This window comes from Candidatus Bathycorpusculum sp. (assembly GCF_009778815.1).
GTDB lineage: Archaea > Thermoproteota > Bathyarchaeia > Bathyarchaeales > Bathycorpusculaceae > Bathycorpusculum > Bathycorpusculum hydrogenotrophicum.
In genome coordinates this window covers 14,150-30,921 of the sequence record NZ_WRFL01000024.1, presented here as the reverse complement: position 1 = coordinate 30,921, position 16,772 = coordinate 14,150, and the positions used below count along the sequence as shown (strand labels likewise).

The window sequence follows — 16,772 nt, the reverse complement described above, 5'->3', positions numbered from 1 at the left end:
CATCACCAATTTAAAGCCTATTTACATATATCTTTTATAGACGTAGAGAGATGCAGAGGCAAAGAGAGAAGAATAGGGAAGGTACCCCCTCCCTCCCCCTATGGGTATACAAAACCGTATTCAAGCCGAACGCTCCAAACGTGTTATAGCCTTTTCCATCGCTATGATTTCTGCTCTATATACCTCAATTTCTTTAGCCGTATCCTCCGGATCCTCAGCAGTTCCCTCACTAAGTGCTCTCTGCAATATTTCTATCTCTTGAGTATACTGCAGCATCTCTTTCTTACACAAGGTTATCGAGAGTATCTTAAGAACACCCATCTCATCCTCAGTCTTAGCAAGCCGATCCGTCAAACTACTATTAATCGTCTTAAGTGCCGCTATTTCCTTCTGGCTCTCAACCACCGCATTGTCTAGGTCGGATATTTTCTGGGCCGACTTGCCATTGGTGTTAACGACTTCGGTGAGCATGAGGAATTTGTAGGTCTTCTGCATCGCCTCCTCCACACGAGGTTTCAGTCGGTCGTCGCCGCCATACTGATGTTCAATATCGCCCACATGTCCCATCATCGCCTCTTTGGTTTTCCCCAGTATCTCAGCATCAACTAAGGCATCCTCAAAGCCATCCCGAAGACTCTTAGGCGAAAAACCAGTAATATTGTCATAACCAGCTTTCTTAATCAAAGTCGATATGATCTGGCTTATGCCTGTGGAATCCAGAAAACCCTCACGTCCCTTAAAGAAGGGCTCATTTTTTTTAGGGTTAAGTTTACTTTTAAGTACTTCTCCTCGGATTTTTTTGTAGGCGGCAAATTCTTGTGCGATCTCAGGTGTTGTGGCACCGTGCCAGATCTCACCCGTTTTTTCCCTGCAACCCTTGTAGTATTTGAAGGGTTCAGTGGGCATTGTAGACCAGTCATTTTCAGCTATATCTATTGGTGCTACCCCATTTTGGAATGCAATGGCAATGAGAAGGCGGTCACGGGGGGACTCACAAAAACTATAGATTTCACGGCACATGGCATTGTCTGGGCTGAATTTATCCGTCTTACGCTTTTTACTATATTTCATAGTACCAAGATCAAGGCTGAATTTTTTAGAATTGTTGGAGAAGAAGCCCTGAATTCGGCCAATATGTGTTTTTACACTCCTACCTGTCTGTGTCTCTTCCAGCATTTTTTTGTAGACTCGTACTTTGCGTTCATAATAATCTGCGGTTTCGTCGTCGGCTTTAATCTGTGTTTTTCGGTTAGCAATAACCTGATCAGGGTCTTCGCCCAGCCATAGAAAAAACTTTGCGAGTCGGGAGTAGTAGTCTTTTTTTGTTGTGTCTGCTAGAGTTTCAACAGTATTTGTGTATGTGTTAAAATCGCTTAGGGGTTTGCCGAATCTTTGTTCAAATAAATAGCCTACACTTTCTTCATATTTTTTTCGAGGCATTTAATCCACAGATTAAATAATGTAGTTACAGTTACATAAATATTTTTATTAAATATGTGTGTTACCTGAAACAATATAGCCGGCCCAACCCAAACTCGAAGACGCATTACTATCGGGATGACTAGTTAGGGCTTCTTCAAGCAAAGATAGACCCGCTAATACCAACACCAAAAGCATAACCCAAACCCCAAATAAAACAAAAACACGTTTCCTGATTTTTCTCACAAAAAACACTCTGATGACTCCTATCGATTCTATTTAGAAGAAAAACAAAAACAATACCGATTGGGAATTGGGACATAAAACAGTTTGTTGTAACCTACACTATCACACAAACACCCAAAAATACCCAACCCCTTGACAACAGGCTTAATTGCCAGAGACAGCTACACCTATCTGATGTTTGAGATTAAAACGCTCTGCGAACCCGATTATGGTTTTGCTGTAGAGTTAGCCAATACCATGAACTGGCACATGGCTAATGAGGATTTCGAATTTATGGCTTCCTTAGAACCCGGCGGATGTTTTCTTCTAAGCGATGACACAAAACCTGTTGGTATAGCAACCTGTATCAGCTATGACAAACTCGGCTGGTTTGGTAACCTGATTGTTAGAGAAAACTACCGCAAAAAAGGCGCCGGAAGCGCACTTGTCACCCACGCAGTAAACTATCTACACCACAAAGGCGTAGAAACAATCGGACTATATGCATACCCCCATCTGGTGGCTTTCTATAGCAAATTAGGCTTTAACCCCGACATCGATTTCTCAGTCCTCCACAATCAAACCCTCTCCACTATTACCGCAAAAACTCTACCAAAAATCACAAAATCTGAACTACCCGCTATAGCCAGATTTGACCGCTCCTTTTTTGGCGGCAACCGAAAAAAACTCCTCCAATCAATCATCCTAGGCCCCGACAACACAAGCTGCCATATATCAAAAGACGGCCAAACCTTGGGCTATGTCACAGCTACAGTTTATGAGAAAGCCGCCTGGATTGGACCTCTAATCTGCCAACCCCAAAGACCCGATATCGCAGCCGCACTTGTTAACTCAGTGCTAAGCGAACTGACAACAAAACAAGTCTACACCGTAATCCCAAAAAAAGATCCAACACTCTCTGAGCTATTTTTTAGAGCGGGCTTTAGCGAAGACTTTTTTGTTACAAGAATGTTTTTAGGCCAAACAAGTACAAAAAATTGTATATACCTGACTGAATCATTAGAACGAGGATAATTTATGGAAGATCCCGGCAAATTTTTGCTCACAGATTTTTTAGCAACATCGTTCCCAACAATACAAACAATTGTCAAAGGTGCCTCAGCACTAAGGGGACAAAACAAAAACCGCAAAATCACCCTGTTCCAATACACCAACGACAAAAAAATCTCGGTGCCCTTTGAAGACGAACACTTCTACCTCCGCGGATCAGTCGAATACGCCAATCCCCAACTAACAGTTGAAGAAGTGCAGGGTATCCTCGCAACGCGTCTGCTTGCTACCTGTGCCAATTACTATCTCGAACACGGCCTCCACACTCCTACACAAGATGCCCTTCAAGAGATCTCCGAAGCTCTCCAAAAGCCTCCCAAGGGCTACATTGTGCCTTTTCTGTTAAACACCGATGATGTCGAACTCGACCGCTACTCCATGAACCCCCTAAAACAATCCATCATAGACAGTGGTCAAAGCGCAATTCCTGCCGCAAACGCCACCACTGAGGGCTTAAAAATCGATCAAGCGTACGCCAAAAAATATAGTGGTTCTTTGATTTCAAAAAAAGAAACTGATCTAATCACAGAGACCCTAAACACAAACAATACTTCCTACCTTGATTTTGTAGACTCCATCAAGTGCCACCAGTTATCTGAGCTCTCTGTGTTTTTCAACATAAACCTCTCTTTGTATAGTCTACGCCTGCCGCTCTCGACTCTAAAAGCTGAGGACAAAACCGGTTTGCTCCACTACATAATAAGCCAAAGCAACCATGACTATGCCTCAGTGGAGCAGGCCTACACTTGTATGGGCCGAAGCATGAATAAACGCACCACCCTTCTAACTGTGCCCCACTCCAAAAAGGGCTATGGCTCTAAACGTGCCGCACGAGGCAAACTGCATTTTGAAAACAACAAATTTCATGATGCCACCATCACCTACAAAACAACCTCTCTCTACCCAAACGATATAGATCCCCAAGACATAGCTGTCGCTGTATGCGAGGACAAATTCAGCATAGCTGGCGAAAAATTTGCTGAGTATAGCTTTAATGAAACAGCTTCCTCACCCCAGTTTTTCCTCTACTCTTTGGCTTCCCCCGAGGACGCCGCAATTTGGCACGGTGTAGGTGCTGTTGGTTCTTCTCAGCTGTTGCAAAGCTATACTAACGCACGCAACGCCTGCCGAACCGACCAATTTATCAAAGATCTAAACCAAAAATACAACCTCAACGTTGGGGTACCTTTACAATTTAACCTCTCCCCCGATGGTCTTTGGAGCCACCCTACGTACCACAATATCGATGCCAGTATAGGTAGCATCGAAAACCTCTCGGATTTGGTTAATAGAGGCATAAAACTCGAATACCTCTCCAACTTTAAATAACCGGAGCCAGCACTATGCCCAGCCTAGACTACTATCTCTTTCGCATAATGCGCATACTCAACTATCTGCCCATAAACCCCCTAAGTCTAGGCAATCAAAAGAAAATTTTTCTTGCATACTTTAAAGACTTCGATAAAGTGCCTGCGGTAAGGGACCTATTTGGCGACCAAACAACCGAGGTGCTAAGCAATCTAAAAGTGGAACTAAGCTGGCTAAACGGTTACATGTACGTAGACGGCAACGACGGACACCTAGTCATAAGCAAAACATATCTCCACAGTGGCGATCGAACCGAAATCTATCTTGATTTAATCCATGAACTCTGTCATGTGAAACAATTTATGGAGGGCAAAGAACTCTTTGACCCACGCTATGCCTATGTAGACCGCCCCACAGAAATTGAAGCTTATCGTTACTGCACAAAAGAAGCCCGAAGGCTAGGATTTAGCGAAGAACGCATCCGATGTTACTTACGTACAGAGTGGATGAACGACCAAGATTTTGAGCGCCTACTAAAAGTGGTCCTCTAGATCACTAAACTTTCCTGGTAAACCTTTAGCATTTTCTGTGCACATATTTCCCAGGTAAATTTCTCAGAAACAAACCGACGTCCACTAACCCCCATTCTTGCACGCAAACTAGCATCCCCTAAAAGTTTTAACAATGCCTCTGCTAACTCATCAACCCGGCCACGATCTACCAACAACCCTGTCTCACCATTGCACACAGCCTCCTTAACTCCTCCAATGGCAAAACCCACAACAGGCTTACCCGACGCCTGAGCTTCAAGAAAAACAATTCCCTGTCCCTCATGAAGCGAGGGCAAAACAAACACATCTGCACAATTATAAAGCAAAGGCAACACCTCATCTCTGACCCGGCCCAAAAAAACAAAATTAGCGCTCAACCCTGCAGATTTTACTATTTCCTCAATGCGTCCTCGAAGCGGGCCCTCACCTGCAACCACAAACTTGACATCTGACCACTGAGCCACCACCACTTTTGCAGCCTCAACCAAAAAGTGCAGTCCCTTACGGGCAATCAAACTGCCCACAAAAAGCACATAAAGTCCAGTATCACCTAACCCAAACTGCCGCCTAGTAGCTTCCATATTTGCCGGTTTGAATCTCTCAATATCCACCCCGTTTGGAACAATTCTAACTTTATCTGCATCTATATTGTAGTATTGCTGGATTTTCTCAAACGCATAATCCCCAATAGTCACAACTAGATCTGCCTCATGGGCCATCTGTTTTTCCAACCCCGCAAGACGCCGCATAAAACCATTTGCCACTCGATCTCTAAAGCTCGGATAACCACTCAGTTTTGCCTGCTCATACTCATCAGCAAGAGTCCCATGAACCGTGTGAATAAACGGCGTTTTAATACCCAACACTCTAAGCTTTCTAGGCAACCCATACCCACTAACAGCATGAGCCTCAAAAACATCTACATCTAAACTGGCCGCATTTTTTGTGAGACTTCGATTAAATTCCCAATTATCCAACGGAAAAACAATATCTGACGAACGACAGGGAACAACAGATACACCCTCCACAGCAACAGCTGTTTTGAAACCTGCCTTAGTTCCACAATAAACCCTAATATCAACTTGGCTCTCCAATAGCTTCGCTGTCTCCATTATACGCCGCTCAACACCCCCAAAGTAGAGATGCGGAGGTTGCGTATTTAGAACCGCCAAACGAAACTTCGCCATCTATCCCACCACTACTATACCTCTACTGTAAGCCAAAGCCTCCTATAAACCAACACAATACCCAAACAACCAAACAAACACAGCCTCAGCCACAACAACAATTACTCTGACCTCTCACAGAGATTAACGGTTTTGTCACCGCTAAATAACCCCAAAGCAACTAACGGATAAAAAATTGAATGGATAATTATGGATGAAAAATGGATTATGGTGTTGGGCAGATGGGCAGTACCGTTTTTTGATAGGTTTCATTTAGTACTTCTGCAATTCCAAGATAGATCGCGCTAGATCCACAGATGATCCCCTCAATGCCTGTGATGGTGTTGAGCCATGTGGGATTTCCCAAAAGTTCCCCTGCCGACAAAAGGAAGAACAACACAAACAAGCTTGCGAACACAAACTGCAATGCACGATTGGCTTTTAGAGTGCCAAAAAACATTGCAAAAGTGAACACTCCCCACACAAAAAAGTAAGATGCCATGGCGAGTGCTGAGGGTGCAATGAGCCCATCAAATATGGTTAATTTGGGTAAAAGCAACAGACCTACAAGAGACCACCAAAATAGTCCATAAGAACTAAAGGCGACTGTACCAAAAGTGTTGCCCTTTCGGTATTCCATAATACCCACAATTAGCTGTGCTAAACCGCCGTAAGCCAACCCCATTGCTAAAATCATAGTGTCAAGTGGAAACAAACCTTCATTATGTAGATTGAGTAGAACCGTGGTTAAGCCAAAGCCTAAAAGTCCAAGAGGTGCAGGATTAGCCAATTTAGTGCTCATTGTTATTCGCTGTCCGCTTTAACTTATACATATTTATGCTTTTCCACAGATCTTTCTTTGATTGTCCTGCTATATAGCGATATTTAGCTTATAGTATATCATAACCATTTCTATTGGTATCGCTCAACATTTGAGAGATGAACCAGTAAGAAAAAAATTGATGGATCAGAACGATTTTCTCTGTATGTTAGTGAGTTTCTTTTTGAATTTTATCAAAAAATGCAATTGTTTCCGGAACGGTAGTCACGATTTTGGTTTGGGTATCGGTGAAGGGAACTCTATTGAGATGTTCGGGTTCCTGCTCGAAGGCCTCAAACGCTTCCATGTTGGGTGTATCATAAACTGCCCATGCTTGGTGTCCCCAGCGGTCAGTCCATACCCCTATAACCTTAATGCCGTATTTAGTTGCTAACATATCTACTTTTTTTAGCCACTCCCTAGTTATCTCCAGGTTTTTTGGATTACCTATTGGACAACTCTCAGGGGCGTGCGTATAAACCTGTAATATATGCATCTTTTTTTCTCACAGGGTGCTAAACTGTCACATGCCCGTTTAAACATCTTTCCGAAAGATGTAACAAAAAAAGTAAACAAGTTGAGCCCCTAAATAGAGCCGTTTGTTTTCACAGATTAGCGTTTGCCGATGGTGCTGTTACTTTTTAGCTCGACTTGTAACCCATTTACCGATTTCTATAATGGAGAACACTATAGCTCCAAACAGTGTTGCTATACCCCAATCGATTAACTCTGGCGTATGTACATTAAAGATAGACTGTAAACCCGGCGCATATAGAATTACCAACTGTAGCGCAAACGAGCCAAGTATTGCATACCATAAGTACTTGTTTTTGAAAACACCAACCTTGAACACAGGATACTTTAACGATCTCATGGAGAGCGCTATAACCAGCTCCATAACTATCATAGCAGTTAATAACTGAGTTCGGGCTGTGAGCAAAGCCATCTCGCCTATCCATGGCTTATGCATAAAGTATGCTGTTAGTAGCAACGTTGACATAATCACTGGCATGGCGGTGAGATAGACTTTGACTTCTTTGCTAAAGATGCTCTCTTTTGGTTTGCGCGGTTTGCGCTCCATCAAGTCAGGGTCTCCGGGATCCACGCCTAAAGCGATTGCGGGTAAGCCATCAGTAACTAGGTTCATCCATAACAACTGGACTGCAGTTAGTGCAATAGCCGCACTGCCTATGGCTTCTCTACCCTCCAAGGTAGCGCTTAGCCCTGGATTGAATATATTTGCCAGATAGGGCACAGCAAGGATCACTATTAGCATGACAATGATTTCCATGATGTTACATTGTAGTAGGTAGGTGAGATATTTTTTGATGTTCTCAAAAATTTCTCTACCTTCCCGTACCGCTTTGACGATGCTGACAAAATTATCATCAGCAAGAACAATATCTGCGGCTTCTTTGGAGACTTCTGTGCCACTGATACCCATCGCTATACCTATGTCACTCATTTTAAGTGCTGGCGCATCGTTGACTCCATCACCGGTCATCGCGACAACTTGATCTTTTTGTTTCCAGGCTTTGACAATACGCATCTTATCTTCCGGTGAAACCCGGGCATAAATTACCACTCCCTCTACGACATCTGCGAGTTGTTCATCAGTCATTTTTTCAAGTTCCTGACCGGTTAGCACTTGGTTGTCAGATGTGTTTTGGTCTAAAAGTCCGAGTTCTTTGCCCACTGCAGTAGCAGTGAGTTTATGGTCGCCTGTAATCATGACGACATGTATGCCTGCTTTTTTGCAGACTACTATGGCATCTTTGACCTCTGGGCGGGGCGGATCAATCATGCTTATGATGCCTACAAATACAAAGTCTTTTTCCATGTCTTCGGTGAATTTCGTATCGGTGGGGAATTCTTTGTAGGCAAATGCAAGGTTGCGCAATGCCTGTTGGGCTAGTTCTTCGGTTATCTTGAAGTATTTGGTGTAGTCTTCTTTGGCGAAGGGTTCTATTTTCCCGTTGAGTAAAATTTTGTTGCAACGTTCCATAATTATTTCGGGGGCGCCTTTCATGTAGACAATTTGTTTGTCTTCTTTGGTGTGGATGGTGGTCATGCGTTTGCGTTCCGAGGAAAAGGGTACTTCGTTTATGCGTGGTTGTTCTTTGTCAAGAGTTTCTTTTTGGATATTTGCTTTTTCGGCGGCGACAATCAATGCGCCTTCGGTGGGGTCGCCTTTAACTGTCCATTTGTTTGTTTGACTGTCTTGATTGAGTGCAGAGTCGTTACAGAGCACAGCAATTTTGAGTAGCTCTTCTATATCTTTGTGAGGTTCAATTTTTTTGTCGTCAACTTGGAATTCGCCTTCAGGAGTATAGCCAATACCTGTGACTTTGATGGACTGCTCATTGACATAGATGTTCTGAACAGTCATTTCGCCTTTGGTCATGGTGCCTGTTTTATCGCTGCAGATTACACTTGTGCTGCCCAATGTCTCAACAGCAGGCAGGCGTTTGACGATGGCATTGGATTTAGCCATGCGATACATACCGATTGCTAATGCGCCCGTGACGATGGCGGGCAGGGCTTCTGGAACAGCTGCAACTGCCAAGCTAATAGCCCACAAGACCATGTCTATTATGGGCCGTTGCTCAACAATGATGCCAATTATACCCACGCTTATAGCAACAGTTAGAGCCAAGATGCCTATTGTTTTGCCTACCCCTGTTAAGCGTTTCTCAAGGGGTGTCTGTTCCTGAGGGGCTGTTTGAACCATATCTGCGATTTTGCCAAATTCAGTATTCATGCCTGTGTCGGTTACGATTGCTCTACCCCTGCCATAGACAACAACGGTTCCAGTGAAAACCATGTTTTCCCGATCGTTTAGCTGGGCCTGCTCAGAAAGCGCTATGGTTGATTTCTGCACAGGCGCAGATTCACCCGTGAGGGATGCTTCGTCAGTTTTTAGGGCGAAGGCTTCTGTGAGCCTGCCATCTGCTGGAACCTTATCTCCCGCATAGAGCAAAATGATATCACCGGGCACCAGTTCAGAGGCTGGAATTCGAATTTCTTTGCCTTCGCGCAAAACACTGGCGGTTGGGGTTGTCATTTTTTTGAGGGCTTCAACAGCTTTTTCGCTGCGATACTCCTGAGTAAACCCCAAGGTTGCACTGACGATGACAATTATGAGAATAATTGCGGCATCTATCATTTCATTCATGGAGCCTTGGTAGATACCAACTCCTACAGAAAGCGCCACAGCAAAGAGCAAAATAAGCATAAGTATGTCTGTGAATTGTTCCAGCAGGATCTTGAGGGATGATTTGCGTTTTTCTTTTCTAAGCTCGTTAGGTCCATATGTTGTTAGGCGCTGTTTTGCCTCTTGAGACGTTAACCCGTTGCTGTCTGTTTTTAATTCATCCACTGTTGCTTCTACTGTTTTGCTGTGCCAGTGTTTAGCCAATTTTTCCCTTGCTTCCTGCGTTACTCAACATTTATGGCGTGATACTATTTAGGCTTTAATGCCTTTCAGTGTTAACGAATAAAATGGAAAATCAATTTAAAAAAAGATAAAAAATCATATTAAAACCTGGAATGCTAAAATATTTTCCTGCTTTATTATTAAAAAATCTTTGTGTTTTAAACCTTGTATCCTTTGTCTTCTTCTAAACCCTAAAATAAAAAATACTCTACTACGTCAATCAATCATCCTCTGGATGTCGTCGACGATAGTCTTTGCTGTGCACATAGAGTGAAACAACCCCAATTGCAAGCACAATAAGGCTTAATGCATAAAGTGTCCAAGCAAAAAATGATCCATAACTCACAATCTGTTTTTGCCACTCCCAAGGAAAATCAACCTTGTTCTGAGGTGGCCAAGCACCCACAACAACATAGGCAAACCCAAAAATCGTCAAAAATATGGCGGCATGGCGGCTCTCAGGGGTTAGAGCACGTAAACCGCATATGTCGACATTGCAGAGCAGAATAGTGCCAATCAAAAGCGCTGGAAGGCTTGTGACAAAAAATATGGGGTTGACTGCACTGCGAGGTATGAGTGCTTGGACAGTAAACGGTGCAATCTTGAATGTATCTATGCCCCAGTCTGCAGGAGTCCAACCGCTTGTTATAACAGTTGCAAGATAGAACGTGCCATAAGCTGCCAAAAGCAGACCCAGAGATAATCGCTGATCTGCTATATAGTCCACTATACGGTGCCGAAGCGTGGTTTGATTCATAAACAGACTGCCTTGCTATTCTAAGCGGTTTTTCCATATAATGTTTTTCAGCAAATAGCAAACTGATGACCTATACATAAAAAAAGAAGGCACGGAGAAATGGCATAAAGAAATAACCACTGAAGGCTTGGTTGACAAAGGCAACCTTAAGACTCCTCATAACCGGAGATGAACATGTTTTCTATGGAGCTTTTAAACGCCAAGACCTAATGGTTGTAAGCATTCCACAGTTAATCGTTGACCTGCTTCAAGAAGGCTGGGTATGTACTATTTGGTTGGGCCTGTTTTGTAGTCGTGGGTTTCTAGGACTTGGTATTCACAGTTGCCGCATAAGGGGGTGGAGACAAAGAATGGCTGTCTTGATAGGTTCATGAGGGTTTGGTGGCTGTATTTTTTGGGGTAGACTTTCGCAAGAGTTAGAACAGTGTCTTCACTTACTCGAAAGGATGATGTTTCACAGGTCTGTGTGATGTCTTTTTGAATGTCTCTACGGTACTGTTCACTATATTGGCTTGCCAGTGTCATCCTTTCTACTAAAGGTTAAAATATTTAATTTTTGTGTGATTTAGCAATACACGGAGATTTAAACATGTCAAGAGCGGTGGGCGAAGAGTTAAAAATTTGCAGCTGTCCTTCGGTGTGTTGTGTTGGATTTTTAATGCAGGTGTATGTGAATGAGTAGTTTGGATGAGGATTTAGATGCGCAATTACGGCAATTAATGTATAGAATAGAGTTTATGGTTGGTAAAGTTGGCCGCTATGGCGCGTATTGTGTGGATGAATTTCGTAAAGTTGATAAAACGGATCTAGCTCCTGAACACATAGATGAAATCGATACAATAGTAAGCGGCTTGTCTGAGGTTTTTCCATCGTTTGATCCAACCTATGGACTTGTTGCCAACGTAACCTCAACAATATCTGATGTGCTCTATTTCCCAAAACGGGAGTTGAATGATGATTTAACTCCTGAGCAACATGCACGAAAACTAGGAGAATTCATTGCACTTATAAAAAAGATAAATAAATTTAATAAAATCATAAAATTCAAACTTTTAAAAATTACCGATGCCGCTGAAATATTTAATACCAAACTCCAAACCATACTTCCTGATGTTCAGGTGTTTGCCTATGAAGACCTGGCTTTCCACAACGTTGAATCTTTTGTAAATCAAATCGAGCAACAAATTGACGAACTGAGCCAAAAGCTTCATGAATTCCAAAATAAATTCGTTCCAAGCGAGTATACTGAAAAATTCGCTTTTGAGTTTGAGTTTGGACAAGTTTCTGTTATACTGCATGAATTATTTGAGGCTGAAAGCAAGGGCCGAGCGCGCTCAGGCAGTCCTAGTGCACTATATGGTCGAATTCAAGAATATTTAAAGACCCTACACGAAGACACTCTAGAAGTTTTGGCTGTAAAAAAGTTTGTAGGCGAAGCTAATAAAATCCATCTGGAAAAAACATTCGATGATCTTTGGAACTCACTAAGCGAAATACGAAACGAAGTAGCTAGTGCAGAAACTCTTTACCATGACAAAAAAAGCATCGATACGACATCAATTATCAAATCACTAACGATTGCAAACGATATCAGCGCCGAAATTTCCACCCAAGTACGCGACCTCAAAAAAATTGACCTCCAACTAAGACCCCCGCTCAAAGATATAAACCGTGGTTCAGATGTTGACGAAGCCCTCAAAAAAATCGATTCCCGCCTCTCTTCTGTTAGATCAGCCAATAATCTGATAAAAGATAATTTGGACGATATTGAAAAAATCGTACAGGGCTGGGCCACCAAATATCCAACCCCAGTCTAACAACCTCTGTCTCCCTTTCTTATAGCTTGTAATTCCAAATTGGTTTCTGCTTTATTGTCTTTTTACTGCTATATCGGGTGTTTTAATTATTGGCCATAGTCCAATAATGCCCGAAAAAGTGACTGGTTAGGGCTTGGAAAAGTTTTTATTGCCCCGTCTATAGTTTATGACCCGGTATCTCGATGTTCTCTTTAGTAGTGGTAATGTTGACGTTGCAAGAGATATTCAATAATTTCCTAAGTACGATCGCAGAATCGTTGCCTGGTATAATTGGGGCCATCATCATAGTTGTCATCGGCATTATCGTAGGCTGGTTCGTAGGTAAAGTAGTTAACAAAATAATTGATCAAACAGTAGAGCGCAACTTTGATAGAAGCGAAATAGGGCGAACTCTGAGAGGTTCAGGGTTTGATTTATCTAACTTTGTAGGTAACCTTCTCTACGCTTTTGTTATTGTTTTAGCTATAACTATCGCAATTGGTGTGATAAACCTCCCCGGTGCTACTGGTGAATTCATCTCTCAGATCGCAGCATATCTTCCTCGACTCATAGGCGGCATTCTTGTCATAGTTCTAGGTATCGTGCTTGTGGATTTCTTAGCTCAGCTTGTAGGCCGTATAATTCGACCTATGTTTGGACCAAGTAAAGCTGAAATCGCTGATATGCTCAAAAATCTCTTGTTCATCGGACTTGTTGCCATAATTTTAAACATAGCTTTCGAACTGTTGCTGTTTACCGCTGGAGACTTGGTGTACTCACTCATTATCGGCTTTGTCATTATCGGTGTAGGTATAATCCTAACTGACGGGCTGATTAAATCAATAACTGAGGAGCATCCAGAATTTCTCACTATTGCCGGCTATGCCAAATTTATCCTCTACACAATCTTCCTGCTCATCGGTACTGGCGCAATCTTTTCCACCTTTAGCGGAGTAACTGGTATAATCAGTACAATCGCTTGGGGTTTTGCAATCGCATTAGCAATCGTTTTGGTCCCAATTGTCTACGCTTTAGCTAAACGGATGCAATCAGCAGTTCAATAAATTTCTCTCTTTTTTTGATCTGATATTAGACCCGCTCATCGAAAGATTGTTTACATGTTTGCTTGTTCGATAGCATCTTACGCTGGATGGGTGGTGTATTTGCAAGTTCATCATTTGGAGTTCTTTAGACTATCCTAATGCTTAATCACCAATGCTATATTGAGGGTCGAGTAAGCATCTAAAATTGGAATAAATCACGCGGCAACGGCAAGTTTGACGGTAAGTTTGATTCCTTCTGGTGGGATTATTTTGTTGGTTTTTTGCCTCTAAAAGAGGGTAGTTTACTGCGGGTTTTGTTGATTATATCCGTTATTGCGTGACGTTGTTTTTTCATGAATGGAATGCCGTCAAGGTATATGCCGATTTCGCGTACTGCAGATGGTAGCAAGGTTGCGGCAAATACAATCAGCCAGTGGGCACCGCTAATGGCAGAAAGACCAAAGATCTCTCTAATTGGTAATATGACAAATATGGTAAATACTACAATCATAGCCGCCGCGCTTCCAAGCAGGGGTTTATTGTTTTTGATTGGGGTCTTAAAGGCTGATTTTGAGCTACGGACATGGAACACATGCACTATTGAGGTCAAGCCGGTAATCAGAAATGCCATAGTCTGACCTAGCGCATGCGAGGGTGTAGCTCCACCCGGTAGAACAACAAAGGCGCCTATGTAGTAGCCTATCAAGACAGCAATTGAGCAGGCAATGGTCTGACGAAGAATCAAATATAGTAACTCGTCGCTAAAGAAGCTCTCATTACGCTTTATGGGCTTTTTATCCATCAATTTAGGATCAAATTCTTCGCGGGAAAGATTAATCCCCGGAATACCATCACCCACCAAGTTAATCAACAACAACATAACTGGAGTTAACAAAATACCCCAGCCAGCTATCTGCGCAAAAATCATGATGATAATCTCACTCATGTTGCAGACTAGCAAAAAGTTGATTATTTTTTTGATGTTGGCATAGACATTTCGGCCCTCACCCACAGCCTCAACAATAGTCGCAAAATTATCATCAACTAGGATCATATCTGAGGCACTCTTAGCAACCTCAGTCCCGGTCTTGCCCATCGCAATTCCAATATCAGCCGCCTTCAACGCTGGAGCATCATTGACCCCATCACCCGTCATAGCCACAACCTCGCCGTTTGCCTGCCAAGCTTTTACAATGCGGATTTTATGCTCAGGGGTTACTCGGGCATAGACGGAGTAGTTTCTAACGGTGTCATTTAGTTCAGTATCTGACATTTTTGCAAGTTGGGCGCCGGTCATGATCTGGGTGCCTTCTTGGAGAATGCCCAAGTTGGTGGCAATTGCACCTGCGGTTGTGGCATGATCACCCGTAATCATTACGGTGCGAATACCTGCGGCTTTGGCCTTTGCTATAGCAACAGCGACTTCGGGGCGTGGCGGATCAATTAAGCCAATAAGACCCAAAAGCCTAGAATCGCTCTCCACTTCCTCTATGTGTCCATTATCGGGTAGTGTGTCAATGGTCTTAGAAGCTATACCAATAACACGTAAAGCTGCTTCCGCAAATTTATCATGTACCGCTCGAGCGGCTTTCAAATCATCTGCTGACTCTGTGGAGAGTGGCAGGTAGTCTAGTGCGCCTTTGGTTAGTACAAGGTAGCCGCCGGTTTTGATTTTGAAAATGACTGTCATGCGTTTGCGGTCTGAGGAGAAGGGAATTTCTTCGTCTCTGTGATAGGTTTCCTCGTCTATACTGTAGCCTTTTTCGTCTAAAAGTCTAAGTATGCCCACATCGGTGGCATTTCCCATGTATTCCTTGATTCCGTTTTCGTCTGTTTCATAGGCGGCATTGTTTGCCATGGCTAGATATTGGAGGAATTGGATTTGTTCTTCGGAGAAGGTTGCGTTGTCTGTGAAGGGTTCGCCGCCGCATACCCAGAGCTGTTTGACGGCCATGCGGTTTTGGGTAAGCGTTCCGGTTTTATCAGAGCAAATGACTGAGGTGTTGCCTAGGGTTTCTACGGCGGGGAGTTTTCGGATCAAGGCGTGTTTTTTAACCATTTTTTGAACGCCGTTTGTCAGCGTTAATGTAACGATCAAGGCCAGCATTTCAGGAACTGCCGCTACTGCTAAGGAGATAGCAACTAGAAGCATGGTGGGTAGGTCGGTGCCGCTTAGCAGACCTATTGCCATTAAGAAAAAGGCGGAGATGATGGCGATCCAGCAAATAGTTTTGTTGAGTTGATCTAGGCGTATTTGCAGAGGGGTTTTCATGCGTTTGCTGCCGCTTAGAAAACCAGCGATTTTGCCCATCTGGGTCTTCATACCTGTGGTGGTAATTACAGCGGTGCCGCGGCCTGCGGTGATCACACATCCTGTGAAGACCATGTTATGTTGGTCGCCTAATGCGGCATTACTTTGGGCTATGTCTTTTGCGTCTTTTTCTGCGGGTTCGCTCTCACCTGTTAGGGCGGATTCGTCAGAGAAAAGAGCGGTGGATTCAATTAATCTAGCATCTGCAGGAACAACGTTTCCAGTTTCCAAAATGACGATGTCACCGGGTACCAATTCGGTAGCGTCAATGCTTTTTCTAACTCCTTGGCGTATAACAACGCAGTAGGGTGCGCTTAGTTTTTCTAAGGCTTCCAGAGCTTTCTCAGCTTTACCCTCATGAGTAATTGCCAAAATTAGATTCAAAATCACAACTGATAGGATGACGATGGGTTCAACAAATCCCGAGTCCTCAAAGATAGCCATAGCAAAGGAGAGTACCACTGCAATCAGCAAAACAATGATGGCGACATCTTTTAGCTGGTTGAGGATTTTTTGAAGCAGACCTGATTTTTTGGGTGGCTGTAGTAAATTTTTTCCATCAATATCTTGGCGCTTCTTAACTTGTTCGTCAGATAAACCCTGATCAGGAGACACATCTAACTTTTCCAACACGGACTGAACGTCCAATTCGTACCAGTGGGTGTGGTCCTGATTTCTGCCCTCTATTGGTTATCTCCACCTTCGTTGCATATTCAATAGGTCGCTTGAAATATCCACAAATGAAATCTGCTTCAATAGACTGTTATAGCTATGTATTTAGCTTTTTGACCGGTAACTATACGATTTTACGTTATTTAGTCGTAAGTCTGCGTTATTGCACAGTAGTGTGGTTCATTACTTTTTGGGTA

The 16,772-nt window shown here is 43.1% G+C and carries 14 protein-coding genes; 5 read left to right on the top strand and 9 right to left on the bottom strand.

Going from position 1 to position 16,772, the window contains the following annotated elements; all coding sequences use genetic code 11:
• Positions 1-120: 120 nt before the first annotated feature.
• A complete protein-coding gene (locus tag FWF39_RS06285; RefSeq protein WP_343382593.1) occupies positions 121-1,440 on the bottom strand; it encodes a hypothetical protein in 1,320 nt (439 codons plus the stop codon).
• Between the two features lie 48 nt (positions 1,441-1,488).
• The gene (locus FWF39_RS06280; protein WP_343382592.1) at positions 1,489-1,665 is read right to left on the bottom strand and encodes a hypothetical protein; all 177 of its coding nucleotides are present in this window, start codon (positions 1,663-1,665) and stop codon (positions 1,489-1,491) included.
• Positions 1,666-1,797: 132 nt separating this feature from the next.
• Between FWF39_RS06280 and FWF39_RS06275 the strand changes: the two genes are divergently transcribed.
• Genes FWF39_RS06275 through FWF39_RS06265 form a run of 3 tightly spaced genes read left to right on the top strand, consistent with a single transcriptional unit; the run spans position 1,798 to position 4,574 of the window.
• Positions 1,798-2,679 carry a GNAT family N-acetyltransferase gene (locus tag FWF39_RS06275; protein ID WP_343382591.1) on the top strand — a complete coding sequence of 294 codons (882 nt, stop codon included), beginning with the start codon at positions 1,798-1,800 and terminating at the stop codon, positions 2,677-2,679.
• Positions 2,680-2,682: 3 nt separating this feature from the next.
• A complete protein-coding gene (locus FWF39_RS06270) occupies positions 2,683-4,044 on the top strand; it encodes a hypothetical protein (RefSeq protein ID WP_343382590.1) in 1,362 nt (453 codons plus the stop codon).
• 14 nt (positions 4,045-4,058) lie between these two features.
• The gene (locus FWF39_RS06265) at positions 4,059-4,574 is read left to right on the top strand and encodes a hypothetical protein (RefSeq protein ID WP_343382589.1); all 516 of its coding nucleotides are present in this window, start codon (positions 4,059-4,061) and stop codon (positions 4,572-4,574) included.
• Here FWF39_RS06265 and FWF39_RS06260 read toward each other — a convergent pair.
• From FWF39_RS06260 to FWF39_RS06235, 6 genes are all read right to left on the bottom strand, one after another.
• The gene (locus tag FWF39_RS06260; protein WP_343382588.1) at positions 4,571-5,761 is read right to left on the bottom strand and encodes a glycosyltransferase family 4 protein; all 1,191 of its coding nucleotides are present in this window, start codon (positions 5,759-5,761) and stop codon (positions 4,571-4,573) included. The two genes, FWF39_RS06265 and FWF39_RS06260, sit on opposite strands and share 4 nt — an antisense overlap.
• 205 nt (positions 5,762-5,966) lie before the next feature.
• Positions 5,967-6,542 carry an acetate uptake transporter gene (locus FWF39_RS06255; RefSeq protein WP_343382587.1) on the bottom strand — a complete coding sequence of 192 codons (576 nt, stop codon included), beginning with the start codon at positions 6,540-6,542 and terminating at the stop codon, positions 5,967-5,969.
• 187 nt (positions 6,543-6,729) lie between these two features.
• Positions 6,730-6,957 carry a hypothetical protein gene (locus FWF39_RS06250; protein WP_343382586.1) on the bottom strand — a complete coding sequence of 76 codons (228 nt, stop codon included), beginning with the start codon at positions 6,955-6,957 and terminating at the stop codon, positions 6,730-6,732.
• 237 nt (positions 6,958-7,194) lie between these two features.
• Positions 7,195-9,978, bottom strand: a complete 2,784-nt coding sequence (locus tag FWF39_RS06245) for a cation-translocating P-type ATPase (protein WP_343382585.1) — start codon at positions 9,976-9,978, stop codon at positions 7,195-7,197.
• A 238-nt stretch (positions 9,979-10,216) separates the two neighbouring features.
• The gene (locus FWF39_RS06240) at positions 10,217-10,753 is read right to left on the bottom strand and encodes a hypothetical protein (RefSeq protein WP_343382584.1); all 537 of its coding nucleotides are present in this window, start codon (positions 10,751-10,753) and stop codon (positions 10,217-10,219) included.
• 267 nt (positions 10,754-11,020) lie between these two features.
• Positions 11,021-11,278: a hypothetical protein gene (locus FWF39_RS06235; protein ID WP_343382583.1), complete on the bottom strand. Its 258-nt coding sequence runs from the start codon at positions 11,276-11,278 to the stop codon at positions 11,021-11,023.
• Positions 11,279-11,427: 149 nt separating this feature from the next.
• Here FWF39_RS06235 and FWF39_RS06230 point away from each other — a divergent pair, with 149 nt between their 5' ends.
• Both FWF39_RS06230 and FWF39_RS06225 read left to right on the top strand, forming a co-directional pair.
• On the top strand, positions 11,428-12,570 hold the full coding sequence (locus FWF39_RS06230; protein WP_343382582.1) for a hypothetical protein: 1,143 nt from the start codon (positions 11,428-11,430) through the stop codon (positions 12,568-12,570).
• Positions 12,571-12,782: 212 nt separating this feature from the next.
• A complete protein-coding gene (locus tag FWF39_RS06225; RefSeq protein WP_343382581.1) occupies positions 12,783-13,613 on the top strand; it encodes a hypothetical protein in 831 nt (276 codons plus the stop codon).
• 244 nt (positions 13,614-13,857) lie between these two features.
• Here FWF39_RS06225 and FWF39_RS06220 read toward each other — a convergent pair whose 3' ends face one another.
• Positions 13,858-16,551, bottom strand: coding sequence for a cation-translocating P-type ATPase (locus tag FWF39_RS06220; protein ID WP_343382580.1), 2,694 nt, complete (start codon positions 16,549-16,551; stop codon positions 13,858-13,860).
• Positions 16,552-16,772 lie beyond the last annotated feature (221 nt).

Excerpts from the sequence above, each read along its gene's own strand:
- FWF39_RS06285 (WP_343382593.1), bottom strand. The coding sequence starts at position 1,440 with ATGCCTCGAAAAAAATATGAAGAAAGTGTAGGCTATTTATTTGAACAA.
- FWF39_RS06270 (WP_343382590.1), top strand. The coding sequence starts at position 2,683 with ATGGAAGATCCCGGCAAATTTTTGCTCACAGATTTTTTAGCAACATCG.
- FWF39_RS06265 (WP_343382589.1), top strand. The coding sequence starts at position 4,059 with ATGCCCAGCCTAGACTACTATCTCTTTCGCATAATGCGCATACTCAAC.
- FWF39_RS06260 (WP_343382588.1), bottom strand. The coding sequence starts at position 5,761 with ATGGCGAAGTTTCGTTTGGCGGTTCTAAATACGCAACCTCCGCATCTC.
- FWF39_RS06255 (WP_343382587.1), bottom strand. The coding sequence starts at position 6,542 with ATGAGCACTAAATTGGCTAATCCTGCACCTCTTGGACTTTTAGGCTTT.
- FWF39_RS06250 (WP_343382586.1), bottom strand. The coding sequence starts at position 6,957 with ATGTTAGCAACTAAATACGGCATTAAGGTTATAGGGGTATGGACTGAC.
- FWF39_RS06240 (WP_343382584.1), bottom strand. The coding sequence starts at position 10,753 with ATGAATCAAACCACGCTTCGGCACCGTATAGTGGACTATATAGCAGAT.
- FWF39_RS06235 (WP_343382583.1), bottom strand. The coding sequence starts at position 11,278 with ATGACACTGGCAAGCCAATATAGTGAACAGTACCGTAGAGACATTCAA.
- FWF39_RS06230 (WP_343382582.1), top strand. The coding sequence starts at position 11,428 with ATGAGTAGTTTGGATGAGGATTTAGATGCGCAATTACGGCAATTAATG.